Origin of the sequence: Streptomyces sp. P9-2, from assembly GCF_051903975.1 — a bacterium.
In the GTDB taxonomy this organism is placed as follows: domain Bacteria; phylum Actinomycetota; class Actinomycetes; order Streptomycetales; family Streptomycetaceae; genus Streptomyces; species Streptomyces cellulosae.
Genome location: NZ_CP192633.1, coordinates 3,692,225 through 3,707,053 on the forward strand (window position 1 = coordinate 3,692,225; position 14,829 = coordinate 3,707,053).

General features: G+C 73.8%; 13 protein-coding genes and 1 pseudogene. 9 read left to right on the forward strand and 5 right to left on the reverse strand.

Annotated elements, in window-relative coordinates:
• Positions 1 to 225: 225 nt before the first annotated feature.
• From ACQY0Z_RS16870 to ACQY0Z_RS16880, 3 genes are all read left to right on the forward strand, one after another.
• Positions 226 to 768: a sigma-70 family RNA polymerase sigma factor gene (locus ACQY0Z_RS16870; RefSeq protein ID WP_028961874.1), complete on the forward strand. Its 543-nt coding sequence runs from the start codon at positions 226 to 228 to the stop codon at positions 766 to 768.
• Positions 765 to 1,583, forward strand: a complete 819-nt coding sequence (locus ACQY0Z_RS16875) for an anti-sigma factor (RefSeq protein WP_189902514.1) — start codon at positions 765 to 767, stop codon at positions 1,581 to 1,583. Before ACQY0Z_RS16870 ends, ACQY0Z_RS16875 begins: the two co-directional genes overlap by 4 nt.
• Positions 1,584 to 1,709: 126 nt before the next feature.
• Complete coding sequence (locus ACQY0Z_RS16880) at positions 1,710 to 1,982, forward strand: hypothetical protein (protein ID WP_439812476.1); 273 nt, start codon at positions 1,710 to 1,712, stop codon at positions 1,980 to 1,982.
• A gap of 182 nt (positions 1,983 to 2,164) precedes the next feature.
• On the opposite strand, the gene ACQY0Z_RS16885 is transcribed toward ACQY0Z_RS16880, so the two are convergent.
• Together ACQY0Z_RS16885 and ACQY0Z_RS16890 are read right to left on the reverse strand one after the other, a co-directional pair.
• Positions 2,165 to 2,947 (reverse strand): ABC transporter permease, encoded by a 783-nt coding sequence (locus ACQY0Z_RS16885; RefSeq protein ID WP_439812477.1) that lies wholly within the window; start codon positions 2,945 to 2,947, stop codon positions 2,165 to 2,167.
• Positions 2,944 to 3,924, reverse strand: a complete 981-nt coding sequence (locus ACQY0Z_RS16890; protein WP_439812478.1) for an ATP-binding cassette domain-containing protein — start codon at positions 3,922 to 3,924, stop codon at positions 2,944 to 2,946. The genes ACQY0Z_RS16885 and ACQY0Z_RS16890 overlap by 4 nt, the downstream gene beginning before the upstream one ends.
• A 64-nt stretch (positions 3,925 to 3,988) precedes the next feature.
• On the opposite strand from ACQY0Z_RS16890, the gene ACQY0Z_RS16895 reads away from it, so the two are divergent.
• The gene (locus ACQY0Z_RS16895; protein ID WP_347225954.1) at positions 3,989 to 4,702 is read left to right on the forward strand and encodes a TetR/AcrR family transcriptional regulator; all 714 of its coding nucleotides are present in this window, start codon (positions 3,989 to 3,991) and stop codon (positions 4,700 to 4,702) included.
• A gap of 192 nt (positions 4,703 to 4,894) precedes the next feature.
• Here ACQY0Z_RS16895 and ACQY0Z_RS16900 read toward each other — a convergent pair whose 3' ends face one another.
• From ACQY0Z_RS16900 to hmgA, 3 genes are read right to left on the reverse strand one after another with little or no spacing between them, the layout of a single operon-like run.
• Positions 4,895 to 6,064, reverse strand: a complete 1,170-nt coding sequence (locus ACQY0Z_RS16900; RefSeq protein ID WP_254588080.1) for a type ISP restriction/modification enzyme — start codon at positions 6,062 to 6,064, stop codon at positions 4,895 to 4,897.
• A 25-nt stretch (positions 6,065 to 6,089) separates the two neighbouring features.
• Positions 6,090 to 6,839 carry a GntR family transcriptional regulator gene (locus ACQY0Z_RS16905; protein WP_439812479.1) on the reverse strand — a complete coding sequence of 250 codons (750 nt, stop codon included), beginning with the start codon at positions 6,837 to 6,839 and terminating at the stop codon, positions 6,090 to 6,092.
• Between the two features lie 27 nt (positions 6,840 to 6,866).
• Positions 6,867 to 8,228, reverse strand: coding sequence for a homogentisate 1,2-dioxygenase (gene hmgA, locus ACQY0Z_RS16910; protein ID WP_254588082.1), 1,362 nt, complete (start codon positions 8,226 to 8,228; stop codon positions 6,867 to 6,869).
• 181 nt (positions 8,229 to 8,409) lie between these two features.
• On the opposite strand from hmgA, the gene ACQY0Z_RS16915 reads away from it, so the two are divergent.
• The 5 genes and pseudogenes from ACQY0Z_RS16915 to ACQY0Z_RS16935 all read left to right on the forward strand — a co-directional run bounded on the left by ACQY0Z_RS16915 (position 8,410) and on the right by ACQY0Z_RS16935 (position 14,795).
• On the forward strand, positions 8,410 to 8,982 hold the full coding sequence (locus tag ACQY0Z_RS16915) for a hypothetical protein (protein ID WP_439812480.1): 573 nt from the start codon (positions 8,410 to 8,412) through the stop codon (positions 8,980 to 8,982).
• Positions 8,982 to 9,599, forward strand: coding sequence for a TetR family transcriptional regulator (locus ACQY0Z_RS16920; RefSeq protein WP_189902530.1), 618 nt, complete (start codon positions 8,982 to 8,984; stop codon positions 9,597 to 9,599). The genes ACQY0Z_RS16915 and ACQY0Z_RS16920 overlap by 1 nt, the downstream gene beginning before the upstream one ends.
• Before the next feature lie 102 nt (positions 9,600 to 9,701).
• Positions 9,702 to 11,966 (forward strand): molybdopterin oxidoreductase family protein, encoded by a 2,265-nt coding sequence (locus tag ACQY0Z_RS16925; protein ID WP_189902532.1) that lies wholly within the window; start codon positions 9,702 to 9,704, stop codon positions 11,964 to 11,966.
• Positions 11,967 to 12,102: 136 nt separating this feature from the next.
• Complete coding sequence (locus ACQY0Z_RS16930; RefSeq protein ID WP_439812481.1) at positions 12,103 to 13,524, forward strand: CitMHS family transporter; 1,422 nt, start codon at positions 12,103 to 12,105, stop codon at positions 13,522 to 13,524.
• 31 nt (positions 13,525 to 13,555) lie between these two features.
• A pseudogene (locus tag ACQY0Z_RS16935) lies at positions 13,556 to 14,795 on the forward strand (MFS transporter).
• Positions 14,796 to 14,829: the final 34 nt, after the last annotated feature.

Sequence of the window (14,829 nt, forward strand, 5' to 3'; positions counted from 1 at the left end):
GGACCGGATTGGTCGAGGCGCGGACGAATTTTTCAGCGGCCTCGCACCCCGCGACGACGGGGCTGTGTTCCCGCCGGTCCCCAACGGCTCGTACCCGCTTAGCATTTCTCCGCGCCGACCCGCGTTTTCGGCCCGGTGATCCGTACCTCCCATCCGGAGGCGCGCTCGCTGCGAATGTCTTGTGCGACCGGACGGTCCGGCAGGACCGGGAGAGGGGGACGAGCGTTGGAGGCGGACCAGTTGCTGATCCGCGTGGCCGGAGGCGACCAGAAGGCCTTCGAGGACCTGTACGGACTGGTCTCGGGACCGGTCTACGGACTGGTGCGGCGCGTGGTGCGCGACCCGGCCCAGTCCGAGGAGGTCGCCCAGGAGGTGCTGCTCGAACTCTGGCGTTCCGCCGCCCGCTTCGACCCCGGCCGGGGGAGCGCCCTGTCCTGGGTGCTCACCCTCGCCCACCGCAGGGCTGTCGACCGGGTGCGCAGCGCCCGCGCGGCGGGCGAGCGCGAGCAGCGGGAGGCGCGGCGCGGCCACGGACCCGCCTTCGACCAGGTCGCCGAGGAGGTCGAGGCCGGCCTCGAACGCGAATGGGTGCGCCGCTGCCTGGACCGCCTCACCGCGCTCCAGCGCCAGTCGGTCACCCTCGCCTACTACGACGGCTACACCTACCGCGAGGTGGCCGAGCGGCTCAGACTGCCGCTGGGCACCGTCAAGACCCGTATGCGGGACGGGCTCACCCGCCTGCGCGACTGTCTGGGAGGCGCGGCATGAGCGTGTTCCGCCGGCTGTTCCCCCGCGACGACCTCCACTCGCTGGCCGCCCCCTACGCCCTCGACGCGCTGGAGCCCGCCGAGCGGGTCCGCTTCGAGCGGCATCTGAAGTCCTGCGACCGGTGCGCCGCCGAGGTGCGCGACCTCGCCGAGGACGCCGTCCGGCTGGCCTGGTCCACCGCCGCGCCCGCCCCGCCCGCCCTGCGCGACCGGGTCCTGGCCGCCGTGCGCACCACCGCCCAGGAACCCGCCCCGCAGGAAGGGGCGCGCGCCCGCGAACCCCAACTGCCGCCCCACGTCTGGGGAGCCGCGCCCCCGCCCCGCGTGCGGGAGCGCCGCCGGGCGGTGCTGCTCGTGCCGTTCGCGACGGCCACCGCCGCCGCGGCGCTCGTCGTCGCCTCGCTGTTCGCCGTCCAGGCCGACCGCACGCAGGACGAACTCGCCGCCGAGCGCGACCGGGCACGTGAGATCGCCCACGTTCTGGCCGCGCCGGACGCCCGTGCGAGCAGCGGCCGGGACGCCCGCGGCCGCACGATCGGAGTGATCGCCTCCGTTTCGGCCCGCGGGGCGGTCGTCACTCTGGGCGGATACGACGACCCTCCGGAGGGCCGGGTGCGCCAGCTCTGGCTCATGGACGAGGAGGGCCGGCCCCGCTCCCTCGGGCTCTTCGAGGGCGACACGCCCTTGGTGGCGTCCGGTCTCGATCCCGCGTCGACGTCACTCGCCGTGACCGTGGAACCGGACGGCGGCTCTCCACAACCCACCGGCCAGCCCATCGTCCAACTCGCCCTGGAAACGGTCGGATTCGGAGAGTAATCGTCGCGTGTTCGTCAACACCCTTACGGGGAAGGTGAATCCTGTGAGCTCGATACACGGGTGCCCGTACGGGGCGATAGGGTTACCCTGCCCGGGCCGGGTGGAGTCGTACGGGTGGGGAGTGACATGGAACAGATAACAGTGCGCAGCAGGGCCAGGGTCCCTGCGATCACCTGTGGAAGCAGCGCGAGCAGTTCGCGTCTCGACCGCCATCTCTCGGTCCTCGCGGGACCGGCCGTCCCGCAGCGCGAGACGGCCGAGGCCACGTCGCTCATGCGCGAGCTGACCGCGCGTGACAACGCGCACCACGGCGCCAGGGGCGCACGGGCCCGCGCGAGCCGCGTCTCGCTCTTCGCCCCGCTGCGCCGACTGCGCCGCTCCCTGTTCGGCAGCCGGTAGCGTCCGCGCCGGACGGTCCCACCCGTCCCGGCGCGGCGCCCCGCCCGCCCGTCCGCCCCACGGCACACGGCCCTACCCCGTCGGCCCGCGACACCGGCCCTCACCCTGCCGACCCCGATCCCACCCGGGGTCCCCCGCAGGAGCACCTCCACCCCGCTCGCCCCTGCCGAGGCCCGGGTCGCCTACCGCGCCCCCTTCGCGTACTGCCGCACCGCCAGCGGCACGAACACGGCCAGCAGCACCGCGCACCAGGCCAGCGACCCCGCCACCGGATGCGCCATCGGCCAGGCCGCGCCCTCCGGCACCGGCCCGTTGCCGAACAGGTCCCGCAGCGCTGTCGCCACCGCGCTGATCGGATTCCACTCCGCCGCCGTGCGCACGCCGTCCGGCAGCCCCGCCGTCGGGATGTACGCACTCGACAGCAGCGGCAGCAGGAAGGTCGCCCCGCCCAGCTGGCCGGCCGCCTCCTCGTTCCGCGTGAGCAGCCCCAGGTAGATCCCCGCCCACACGCACGCGAACCGGAACAGCAGCAGCAGGCCGAAGCCGCCCGCCGCCGCGGGCGCGCCGCCCTCCACCCGCCAGCCCACCGCGAGCCCGACCAGCAGGAGGGGCACCGCCCCCGCCGTCGTCACCAGCAGGTCCGCGACCGCCTGCCCCGCCGGCACGGCCGCCCGGCTCATCGGCAGCGTCCGGAACCGGTCCGTCACCCCGCGGTGCACGTCCTGCGCCGACTGGAACATCCCGGTCATCACGCCGCCCGCCGCCGTCGCCACCAGCAGCCCCGGCACCAGGAACGACCGGTACCCGGACCCCGGCACGGCGAGCGCGCTGCCGAAGACGTAGCCGAAGAACAGCAGCATGCTCACCGGCATCGACTGGGTGAGGATCAGCAGCCCCGGGTTGTTCCGCATCCGCCGCAGCTGCCGGCCCAGCATCACCGTGCCGTCGTACGCCAACGTGCTCATGCGGCACGCTCCTCGTCGCCGTAGGGAAGGTCCGCCACCGGTTCCGCGGGCCGCTCGGTCAGCCGCAGGAACACGTCGTCGAGCGTCGGCGGCCTGAGGCTCGCGTCGACCAGCGGCACGCCCGCCGCGTCGAGGGTGCGCACCAGGTGCGGGAGGGTCAGGGTCGGGTCCCGGGTGACCGCGCCGACCGCGAGCCGCTCCCGGTCCAGCGTGGGGTGCGACCCGGTGAGCCGGTCCAGCACCCCGGCCGCCGCCTCCAGCGTGGCGCCGTCCGCCACCACCACCTCCGCGTGCGTCCCGACCAGGGCCTTCAGCTCGGCCGGCGAGCCCGTGTGCGCGACCCGGCCCCGGTCGACCAGCGTGATGTCGTCGGCCAGCCGGTCGGCCTCCTCCAGGTACTGGGTGGTGAGCAGCACCGTCGTGCCCTCGCCGGTCAGCTCCCGGACCACCTCCCAGATCAGCCCGCGTCCGGCCGGGTCGAGACCGGTCGTCGGCTCGTCCAGGAAGAGCACCTCAGGCCTGCGGACCAGACTCACCGCCAGATCGAGCCGTCGCCGCATCCCGCCCGACCAGGTGGACGCGGGACGGCCGGCCGCCTCCGTCAGCCCGAACCGGTCCAGCAGTTCGTCGGCGTGGGCCGCCGCGTCCCGCGTGCGGTGCAGCCGCGCGAACAGCCGCAGGTTCTCGCGGCCGGTGAGGTCTCCGTCGATCGAGGTGTCCTGCCCCGTGACGCCGATCCGCCGGCGTACGGCGGCCGCCTCGCGCACCAGGTCGAGCCCCGCGACCCTGGCCGACCCCGCGTCGGGCCGCAGCAGCGTGGTCAACAGCCGCACCGCCGTCGTCTTGCCCGCCCCGTTGGGCCCGAGCAGCCCGCACACCGTGCCCCGCGCCACCGCCAGATCCAGTCCGCGCACGGCGTGCACGGCGCCGAAGCGCTTCTCCAGACCCTCACTGAGTACAGCGTACGTAGTAGTCATGGGGGTGACCATAGCGCACTACGTACGGTGTACGTAACTACGATGGTGGGTGAGGTGATGACCGATGGCGGGCCGAGCGGCCGAACCCCATGTGATCTGGGCGCGCCCCGAGCGCAGCGGCCGAGGGCCCAGGCCGGCGTACAGCCGCGCCGACATCGCCGCGGTGGCCGTGCGGATCGCGGACGCGGAGGGCCTGGACGCGGTGTCCATGCGCCGCGTCGCGGCCGAGCTGGGCTGCGGCACCATGTCGCTGTACAACTACGTCCCCCGCAAGGAGGATCTGCACGAGCTGATGGCGGACGCGGTCGCCGGCGAGCACGAGCTGTGGGAGCCGAGCGGGGACTGGCGCGCCGACATGCTGCGGGTGGCCCACCAGACGCGGGACCTGATGCACCGGCACCCGTGGCTGCCGCGGCTGATGTCAGCGGTCTACGGCTTCAGCCCCAACGCGCTGCGCTACCTGGAGCACTGCCTGGCCTGTCTTGACCCGCTGCCGGGTCCGCAGGGCGTCAAGATGGAGCTGATCGCGATGCTCAACGGCATCGTGACGACCTACGTCAGCAACGAGTTGGCCACCGCCGAACGCACCCGCTCCCTGCCCTGGTCGCAGGAGCAGGAGAACGCGGTCCGCATCGCCTACCTCCAGTCCCGCATCGCGACGGGGGAGTACCCGAGGATGGCGAGGGCGTTCATGGAGGACGAGGGCCCGATCGACCTGGAGGCGGTCTTCGAACGGGCCCTCAACCGGGTGCTGGACGGCTTCGACCCGGAGAAGTGAGCCCTGCGGGGGGCGTGCGTCCCGCGGCGGCGGCCCCGCGGTCTCGGGGCGGCGTGAGTCGCGGGTGCGGGCCGGCTTCCGCACGGGGGCGGCGCCCCCGCCGGGAGGCTGGGTTTCCGGGCGGATGCCCCGAGCGCGGCCTCCAGTCGGCCGTGCGCGTCGCCCCCCCCGCGCCGGACGGAGCCCCTCCGCTCAGAGCAGCGCCAACTGCCCCTCCGGGCCCTCCTCGTGGGCGTCCAGGACCGATGCCGGGCGGCGGGCCCAGGCGGGGGCGGGGAGGACGCCCGCCGCGCGCAGGTCGGACGGGGCGACCGGTGACGGGACGCCAGTCACCAGTTCCTCGCGGAGGGGCCGAGTCTCGGCGAGGAGGGTGAGGACCGTGACCAGTTCCAGCAGCTCCGACGTCCAGGGCTGCGGCCAGGCGCCCGGGCGGATCGCCTCCAGGGTGCCCGGCTCGGCCGGGTCCGTCCGGGACGCGAACCACTCCTCCAGCACCCGCACCCCGCCCGACTCGAACTCCCACGCCTCCACCGGCACCGGGGAGATACGGCCCCCGCCCAGCAGCAGCGCCTCCTCGTCGCGGTCGTAGGCCATCGCGGGCGGGCGGGACGGCAGCGGGGCGCGGACGTACGGGCGGCGGCCGCCGGGGAGTTTGGGGCGTTCCCCGTCCCGGCGCATCAGCCACAGCATGCGGCGGCCCAGCGCCACACCGCGCTGCCACGCGTCCGGGTCACCGGTGAGCGGCACGGCGGGCCCGTCCGGCGAGGGGCGCGCCACGGCCGTCGCCCAGGCGAGGACGTCGACGGGGCAGACCTCGAGCCCCAGCCGGGCGGCGAGGTGGTCCGTCAGACCGGGGGCCAGATTGGGCTCGGCGGCGCCCGGACGGCGGTACAGCGGGCGGATCCGGCCCGTGCGCAGGACCGGGAAGAGGGAAGTCGCCAGCAGCGGCGGCCCTTCGCCGGACGTCTCCACGGCGAAGATCTGGTGCTCGTCCGCCACCCGCCACAACTCCGGCCGGGGCGCGTCGATCAGCCGCTGGTCGGGGATCAGCCACTGTTCGTCGAACGGCCCGCGCAGCACCCGCACCGGCTCCGGGCACGGCCCCGAGGCGCGGGCCAGCCGCTCGGTGCCGCCGTCCTGCCCGGGCAGCTGCCCGACCGCCGTGTGCGGCGTACGGGACCGCGTCGGCTGGAACAGGGCCTCACGGTCCGGGCCCTCGGCCTTCACCAGCGCGTCCCAACGGGCCTTCAGGGACGCCGCGTCGGGGGCCGCCGGCCACCCCCGGCCGAGCCGCGGCGGTGCGACGGACCACGGCATGAGGTCCGCCAGCAGCGGAGCGTCGTCGTGCGTCACGCCGGGCATCGTACGACCTGACGGCGGGCGTGGATCAGGTGGCGTCCAGGGTCACCGTGAAGGAGAAACGGTCCCCCCGGTAGTGGATCACGGCCACGTCCAGCGCCTTTCCGGCGGAGTCGTAGGTGACGCCCGTGTAGTGCAGGATCGGGCTGAGCAGCGGGACCCGGAGCAGCCGCGCCGTCTCCGGGTCCGCGATCCGCGCCTCCACGGTGTCCGTGATGCGGCTGATGTCCGCGCCGACGACGTCCCGCAGCACCTTCGTCATCGGCCACCGCACCAGATCCTGCGGATCGATCCGCCCGGCCAGCTCCGGACGGACGTAGTTGCGGGCGTGGTTGGTCGGCTCGCCCGTCTTCTCGTCGCTGCGCAGCCGGTGGTAGGCGGCCGTCTCCGTCAGATCCGGGAAGTGCTCGGCGAGTTCGGACGGCACCGGCGCAGGGCCGTGCTCCAGCAGCTCCGTCGTCATGCCGGACTGCTGGGCCACGATCGCGTCGACCGAGCCCAGCAGCCGCACCGGCGCGCCCCTGCGGGCGCCCGGCTCGATGAACGTGCCGCGCCGCCGGTGCCGGGTGATCAGCCCCTCGTCCTCCAGCTCCTTCAGCGCCTGCCGCATGGTCAGCACGCTCACCCCGTAGTGCCCGGCCAGCTGCTCCTCGGTGGGCAGGCGCAGCGGGTCGTGGGGCGAGCGGCCGAGGATCGAGGCGCGCAGCGACTGCGACACCTGATACCAGAGCGGCAGCTTGCGGTTGAGGACGATCGAGTCCGGAGCGAAGGAGGTCACGCGCTATCCGTACCGGTCGGAGAACGGTCAGTGCAATGGCCGGAAGTGACGCTCCAGGCCCTGCCACACGTCGTCGTACCCCTGCTGCAGGTGCTCCGCGCGTGCCGCCTGAGGGGTGAGGGACACCGGCCAGCGGGTCTCGAACATGAAGGCAAGACCGTCGTCGATCCTCTGCGGCCTCAGCTCCGCCGCGCTCGCCCGGTCGAACGTCTCCCGGTCCGGGCCGTGCGCCGACATCATGTTGTGCAGCGAGCCGCCGCCCGGCACGAAGCCCCCCTCCCCGGCCGCCTTCGCGTCGTACGCGCCCTCGATCAGGCCCATGTACTCGCTCATCACGTTCCGGTGGAAGTACGGCGGCCGGAACGTGTCCTCGCCGACCAGCCAGCGCGGCGCGAACACCACGAAGTCCACGCCCGCGAGACCCGGGGTGTCGCTGGGGGAGGTCAGCACGGTGAAGATCGACGGGTCCGGGTGGTCGTAGGAGATGGTGCCCATCACATTGAACCGGCGCAGGTCGTAGGCGTACGGCACATGGTTGCCGTGCCAGGCGACGACGTCCAGCGGGGAGTGGTCGTAGGTGGCCGACCACAGGTTGCCGCAGAACTTGTTCACCACCTCCACCGGGCCCTCGACGTCCTCGTACGCGGCGACCGGGGCGCGGAAGTCCCGTGCGTTCGCGAGCCCGTTGGCGCCGATCGGGCCGAGGTCGGGCAGCCGGAACGGCGCACCATAGTTCTCGCACACATAGCCGCGGGCGGTCTCGTCCAGCAGTTCCACACGGAACCGCACCCCACGCGGGATCAGCGCGATGTGTCCCGGCTCCGCATGCAGCATGCCGAACTCCGTGCGCAGCAGCAGTCCGCCGCGCTCCGGCACGATCAGCAGCTCACCGTCGGCGCTGCTGAACACCCGCCGCATGGAGGCGTTGGCGTGGTACAGGTGCACCGCCATGCCGCTGCGCTGGGTCACGTCGCCGTTGCCGCCCAGGGTCCACAGACCGGCCAGGAAGTCGGTGTCCTCGGCCGGCTCCGGCAGCGGGTTCCAGCGGAGCCGGTTGGGGTCGGGCACGGTCTGGGTGAAGGGCGCCGAGCGCAGCGCGCCGTTGCCCGTGCGGGTGAACGCCGGGTGTGCGGCCGACGGGCGGATCCGGTACAGCCACGAGCGGCGGTTGTGGGCCCGCGGCTCGGTGAAGGCCGACCCGCTCAGCTGCTCCGCGTACAGCCCGAGCGGCGCGCGCTGCGGGGAGTTGCGGCCCACGGGCAGAGCTCCCGGGACCGCCTCCGAGCTGTGCTCGTTGCCGAAGCCGGAGAGGTGCTCCAGCCCCTCGGCGATCTTGCGCGCCTCCTCGCGTTCCGTCGCGCTCCCGCGGGCGGTGGCCCCGTCGCTCATGTCCGCTGCTCCCTTGCACCGAGCCGATTCCTATGGGACACCGTAGGATTGCGGTTACCCGGGCGCAAGGGTGCCGCGCGGTCTCCTTCCGGGGCCGGACCTCCCCTCCCCTTCACGGAGGACCGGGAACCGGACTCCAGGGGGATTCGCGCGTTCGGACCGCTGTTCTACGCTCCCCGGCATGACGTGGAGGCGGACGGCGGTCATCCCCGCGCTCGCGGTCTGTGTCGTCGTGCTGGCCGGACCCGCGGGCTGCGACACCCCGGGCGGCCAGTGCGCGGACGAGGTGTCGTCCTCACCCGTGGGCCGGCTCCTCGACGAGCGCTCCGAGGACGGCAGCCCTTACCGGGAGGTGGACGAGGAGGGCGCGCCCCAGGTCACCGTGGAGGTCGCCCCCGACGCCGAGGGCGGCTGGGACGTACGGCTGCGGGTGCGCGACTTCCGCTTCTCGCCCGACGGCACGGGCCGCCGCGCCGAGGCCGGCCGGGGCGTGGCGCACCTGGAGGTGAACGGCCGTCGCGTCGCCGTGCTGCGCACCCCCGAGTACCACCTCGCCGCCGGCGCCTTCCCGCGTGGCACCCACCAGGTCACCGCGCGGCTGTACGCCGACGACGGGTCCGTCTGGGCGGTCGACGGCGAGCCCGTGGAGAGCACCGCCGACATCACCGTCTCCGGGCAGGAGCCGACCACCGAGCAGAGCGTGGCGCCGCTCGCCGAGGGGCCCGGTTCACCCGGCGGGCCCGGGCAGGCATGATGAGGGCCGTGTCCCACACGCCATCGCTCCGCCGGGCGCCGGTGCAGCGGCGCAGCGCCGAACGGCTGGCCAGGATCCTCGACGCCTGCGCCGGCCTCCTCGACGAGGTCGGCTACGACGACCTGAGCACCCGCGCCGTCGCCGAGCGCGCCGGGGTGCCCATCGGCTCCGTCTACCGCTTCTTCTCCAACAAACGCCAGATGGCCGACGCGCTCGCCGAGCGCAACCTGGAGCGCTTCACCGACCGTGTCACCGACCGGCTGACCGTCACCGGCGACCGCGGCTGGCGGCACGCCATGGACGTCGTGCTCGACACCTACCTGGACATGAAGCGCACCGCCCCCGGCTTCTCCCTCGTCGACTTCGGCAACCAGATCCCCGTCGGCGCGCGCCGCGCCGAGCCCAACCACCGCGTCGCCGACCGGCTCACCGCGATGCTCTCCGGCTACCTGGGCCGCCCGGCCGACGACGACCTGCGCCGCACCTTCCTGGTCGCCGTGGAGACCGCCGACGCCCTGGTCGACCTGGCGTTCCGGGTGGCGCCCGAGGGGGACGAGAAGGTCATCGCCGAACTGCGCGCGCTGCTGAGGGCGTATCTGGCCCGCGTCCTGGACTGATCCCCGGTTCCCGCCCGGTTTCCCGCACGCCCTCCCCTCCATGCGTACCGGTCGGTATGCTCGGCCCGTCCGTGCGTCACCGCCGCCGTACCGGGAGGACCCGTGTCCCGCACCGCCCTGCGTATCTGCCCCCTGTGCGAGGCCACCTGCGGCCTGGTCCTCACCGTCGACGACGGCAAGGTCACCGGCGCCCGCGGTGACCGCGACGACGTGTTCAGCAAGGGCTTCGTCTGCCCCAAGGGCGCCGCCTTCCCGGAGGTGGACTCCGACCCCGACCGGCTGCGCACCCCGCTCGTCCGCGTCGACGGGGAACTGCGCGAGGCCACCTGGGAGGAGGCCTTCGACGCCGTCGCCGCCGGACTGCGGGGCGTCGTCGAGCGGCACGGCCCGCACGCCGTCGGCGTCGTCCTCGGCAACCCCAACGTCCACACCATGGCCGGCGCCCTCTACCCGCCGCTGCTCGTCGGCGGGCTCGGCACCCGCAGCCTCTTCACCGCGTCCACCGTCGACCAGATGCCCAAGCACGTCTCCAGCGGGCTCCTCTTCGGCGACGCCAACCTCATCCCCGTGCCCGACCTGGACCGCACCGACCATCTGCTGCTGATCGGCGCCAACCCGCTCGAGTCCAACGGCAGCCTGTGCACCGCGCCCGACTTCCCCGGCCGGCTCAAGGCGCTCAAGGCGCGCGGCGGCACCCTCACCGTCGTCGACCCGCGCCGCACCCGCACCGCCCGCCTCGCCGACCGGCACCTCGCCGTCCGCCCCGGCACCGACGCGCTGCTGCTCGCCGCGATCGCCCGCACCCTCTTCGACGAGGACCTCGTCGACCTCGGCGCCGCCGCACCGCACACCGAGGGCGTCGCCGAACTCTCCGACGCCCTCGCCGGTTTCACCCCCGAGGCCGTCGCGGACGCCTGCGACGTCGACGCCGACGTCATCCGCGCCCTCGCCCGCGAACTCGCCGCCGCGCCCACCGCCGCCGTCTACGCCCGCATCGGCAGCTGCACCGTCCCGCACGGCACCCTCGCCAGCTGGCTCGTCGACGTCCTCAACGCCCTCACCGGCAACCTCGACCGGCCGGGCGGCGCGCTCTTCCCGCAGGCCGCCACCGACAAGACACCGCGCCCCGCCGGACCCGGCCGCGGCTTCGCCCTCGGCCGCTGGCACTCGCGCGTCGGCCGCCACCCCGAGGCGAAGGGCGAGCTGCCGCTGTCCGCCCTCGCCGAGGAGATCGACACCCCCACCGAGGAGGGCGCCCCGGTCCGCGCCGTCGTCGCCGTCGGCGCCAACCCGGTGCTCTCCGCGCCCGACGGCGACCGGCTGGACAAGGCGCTCGCCTCCCTCGACTTCATGGTGAGCGTCGACCCGTACCTCAACGAGACCTCCCGGCACGCGCACGTCGTCCTGCCGCCGCCCCCGCCGTCGCAGAGCCCGCACCACGACTTCGCCTTCAACACCCTCGCCGTGCGCAACCAGGTCCGCTACACGCGCCCCGCAGCGCCCCTCGAACCCGGCCGCATGGCCGAGACCGAGATCCTCGCCCGGCTCGTCCTCGCCGCCACCGGCATGCACGGCGCCGACCCGTCCGCCGTGGACGACCTGGTGATCCGGCAGACCCTCGGCAAGGCCGTCACCGAACCCCACTCCCCGGTGCACGGCCGCGACCCGAAGGAACTCGCCGGCCTGCTCACCGGCGACAACGGCCCCGAGAAGCGCCTCGACATGATGCTCCGCCTCGGCCCCTACGGCGACGGCTTCGGCGCCGATCCCGACGGGCTCACCCTGGACAAGCTCCTCGCCCACCCGCACGGCATCGACCTCGGCCCGCTGCGCCCCCGCCTGCCCCAGCCGCTGAAGACCCGCAGCGGCAAGGTGGAACTGCTGCCCGCCCCGATCGCCGCCGACCTGCCCCGGCTGCGGGCCGCCCTGCGCGAACGCCCCGACGGACTCGTCCTCGTCGGCCGCCGCCATCTGCGCTCCAACAACAGCTGGCTGCACAACGTCCCCGCCCTCACCGGCGGCTCCAACCGCTGCACCCTGCACCTCCACCCCGACGACGCCGAACGCCTCGGCGTACGGGACGGGCAGCCCGTGCGGATCAAGGGCGCCGGGGGAGAGGTGACCGTCTCCGCAGAGGTCACCGACGCCGTGCGCCGCGGAGTGGTGAGCCTCCCGCACGGCTGGGGCCACGACCGGCCCGGCACCCGCACCCGGCACGCCTCCGCGAACCCCGGCGTCAACGTCAACCAGCTCCTCGACGGCAGTCTGCTCGATCCGCTGTCCGGCAACGCGGTGCTCAACGGCGTACCCGTCGAGGTGTCCCCGGAGCACGCCGAGGAGCCGGAAACGGTCACCGCGCTGACCTGAGCAAACGTCTGACCTGGGGTTTTGCGCTTATTGCTCACGGTCCGACGTCTTGTTGACGCCGCCCGGACGTACCTAACGTCGTCACACCGCCGGCCCTCGGCCGGATGTTCAAGGGCGAACGTTAGGTGTCCCATTCATGCTGACCATCCTCGGCTTCGCCATGATCGCGACCTTCCTGGTCCTGATCATGACGAAGAAGATGTCGCCGATCGCGGCGCTCGTGCTGATTCCCGCGCTGTGCTGTGTGGCCGTCGGCAAGGGCGCCCACCTCGGCGACTACGTCATCGACGGAGTGTCCAGCCTCGCCCCCACGGCGGCGATGCTGATGTTCGCGATCGTCTACTTCGGCGTCATGATCGACGTCGGGCTCTTCGACCCGGTCGTGCGCGGAATCCTCCGCTTCTGCAAGGCCGACCCGATGCGGGTCGTCGTGGGCACCGCCGTGCTCGCCGCGATCGTGTCGCTGGACGGCGACGGCTCCACCACCTTCATGATCACCGTGTCGGCGATGTACCCGCTGTACAAGCGGCTGGGCATGAGCCTGGTCGTGATGACCGGCGTCGCCGCCATGGCCAACGGCGTCATGAACACCGTCCCCTGGGGCGGCCCCACGGCCCGCGCGGCCACCGCGCTGAAGCTCGACGCCGCGGACATCTTCGTCCCGATGATCCCCGCGCTGCTGGTCGGCCTGCTGGGTGTTTTCGGCCTCGCGTACGTGCTGGGGCTGCGGGAGCGGAGGCGGATCGGCGCGCTGCGTCTTCCGGATCCTTCGGACGAGGAGTCCGTCGAGACGAAGGAAGCGGTGCTGGTCGGTGCGGGCGCGGATGCCGGCGGCGGGCGTCTGGAGAAGCGGCCCGTCGGAGGCACGGACGGCGTGGACGGCGATGGAAACGGCGGGGACGACGACGGGGACCTGCTCAAGGGCCTCGACCCGGACCGGCCGACCCTGCGGCCCCGCCTGTACTGGTTCAACGCGCTGCTCACCGGCACCCTGATCACGGCGATGATCCTGGAGTTGCTGCCCATCCCGGTGCTGTTCCTGCTGGGCGCCGCGCTCGCGCTCTCCGTCAACTACCCGCGCCTGCCCGACCAGAAGGCCCGCATCGCGGCCCACGCCGACAACGTCCTCAACGTCTCCGGCATGGTCTTCGCCGCCGCCGTCTTCACCGGCGTCCTCCAGGGCACCGGCATGGTCGACAGCATGGCGGGCTGGCTGGTCGACACCGTCCCCGCGGGCCTCGGCCCGCACATGGCGCTCGTCACCGGCGTGCTGAGCCTGCCGCTCACCTACTTCATGTCCAACGACGGCTTCTACTTCGGCGTCCTCCCCGTGCTCGCCGAGGCCGGGGCGGCGCACGGCGTCACCCCGCTGGAAATGGCCCGCGCCTCCCTCGTCGGTCAGCCGCTGCACATGTCGAGCCCGCTCGTCCCCGCGGTGTACGTCCTCGTCGGCATGGCCCGGGTCGAGTTCGGCGACCACACGCGGTTCGTGGTCAAGTGGGCTGCGCTGACGTGCCTGTTGATCCTGGCGGCCGGGATTCTGTTCGGCACGATCTGAACAGGCGCCGCTTCTTGGAGAGGAATGTGTCATGACGCCCGGCGGGAACCGCAGTTGGCTGCTCCGGCTCGTCATCGCCTTCGGCTTCGCGCAGGCGGCCGTGTCGATGGCCAGGCCCGCAGTCTCCTACCGGGCGCTGGCCCTCGGCGCGGACGAGCGGGCGGTCGGCGTCATCGCGGGCGTCTACGCGCTGCTGCCGCTGTTCGTCGCCGTCCCGCTCGGGCGGCGCACCGACCACGGCCGCTGCGCCCCGCTGCTGCCGACGGGCGTCGTGCTGATCTCCGCGGGCTGCGCGCTCAGCGGTGTCGCCGGGTCGCTGTGGACCATGGCGCTGTGGAGCGGGGTGATGGGTCTCGGGCACCTGTGCTTCGTGATCGGCGCGCAGTCGCTCGTCGCCCGCCAGTCCGCGCCGCACGAACAGGACCGCAACTTCGGGCACTTCACCATCGGCGCCTCGCTGGGGCAGCTCGCCGGGCCCATCGCGGCGGGCGCGCTGATCGGCGCGGACATGGCCCGGACCAGCGCGGTCGCGCTGCTCGCGGCGGGCGCGGGCGGGGCGGTCGCGCTCACCTCGCTGTGGCGCATCGAGAAACCGGGGGCGGTGAAACCCGGTACGGCGCGCGGCGACCGGGTGCCGGTAGGGATCATCCTGCGGGCGCGGGGGGTGCCGGCGGGGAATGCTGATCAGCGTGGCGGTGCTGTCGGCGACCGACATCCTCACGGCGTACCTGCCGGTGGTCGGCGAGCACCGGGGGATCGACCCGGCCGTGGTCGGCCTGCTGCTCAGCCTGCGCGCGGCGGCGACGATCGCCTGCCGGCTGGTTCTCACGCCCTTGCTGCGGCTCCTCGGCCGCCGGGCCCTGCTCACGGTGACGTGCCTGCTGGGGGCACTGCTGTGCGCGGCGGTCGCGCTGCCGCTGCCGGTGCCGGTCCTGGCGCTCGTCCTCGCCGCCCTCGGCTTCTGCCTGGGCGTGGGCCAGCCACTCTCCATGACGACGGTCGTCCAAGCGGCCCCCGCTGCCGCCCGCTCCACCGCCCTGGCCCTCCGCCTGACGGGCAACCGCCTGGGCCAGGTCGCGGCCCCCGCGACGGCGGGCCTGATCGCCGGAGTGGCGGGCGTGGCGGCCCCGTTCGTGATGCTGGGCGCGTTGCTGCTGGCGTCGGCGGGGGTGGCGGTACGGACACCGGCGGGGCCGGCGCCGGAGGGGGCGGCGGGGGACGCGCCCGCCTCGTACGAGAAGCGCCGGTGCGAGGCGCGTAGGCCGCGGTGACCCTGGCAGGATGACCCCGTTGCAACCGGGCCCT

Coding starts and splice junctions, on each gene's coding strand:
- ACQY0Z_RS16890 (WP_439812478.1), bottom strand. CDS start 3,924: ATGACTACTACGTACGCTGTACTCAGTGAGGGTCTGGAGAAGCGCTTC.
- ACQY0Z_RS16900 (WP_254588080.1), bottom strand. CDS start 6,064: ATGCCCGGCGTGACGCACGACGACGCTCCGCTGCTGGCGGACCTCATG.
- ACQY0Z_RS16880 (WP_439812476.1), top strand. CDS start 1,710: ATGGAACAGATAACAGTGCGCAGCAGGGCCAGGGTCCCTGCGATCACC.
- ACQY0Z_RS16895 (WP_347225954.1), top strand. CDS start 3,989: ATGGCGGGCCGAGCGGCCGAACCCCATGTGATCTGGGCGCGCCCCGAG.
- hmgA (WP_254588082.1), bottom strand. CDS start 8,228: ATGAGCGACGGGGCCACCGCCCGCGGGAGCGCGACGGAACGCGAGGAG.
- ACQY0Z_RS16875 (WP_189902514.1), top strand. CDS start 765: ATGAGCGTGTTCCGCCGGCTGTTCCCCCGCGACGACCTCCACTCGCTG.
- ACQY0Z_RS16885 (WP_439812477.1), bottom strand. CDS start 2,947: ATGAGCACGTTGGCGTACGACGGCACGGTGATGCTGGGCCGGCAGCTG.
- ACQY0Z_RS16930 (WP_439812481.1), top strand. CDS start 12,103: ATGCTGACCATCCTCGGCTTCGCCATGATCGCGACCTTCCTGGTCCTG.
- ACQY0Z_RS16920 (WP_189902530.1), top strand. CDS start 8,982: ATGAGGGCCGTGTCCCACACGCCATCGCTCCGCCGGGCGCCGGTGCAG.
- ACQY0Z_RS16915 (WP_439812480.1), top strand. CDS start 8,410: ATGACGTGGAGGCGGACGGCGGTCATCCCCGCGCTCGCGGTCTGTGTC.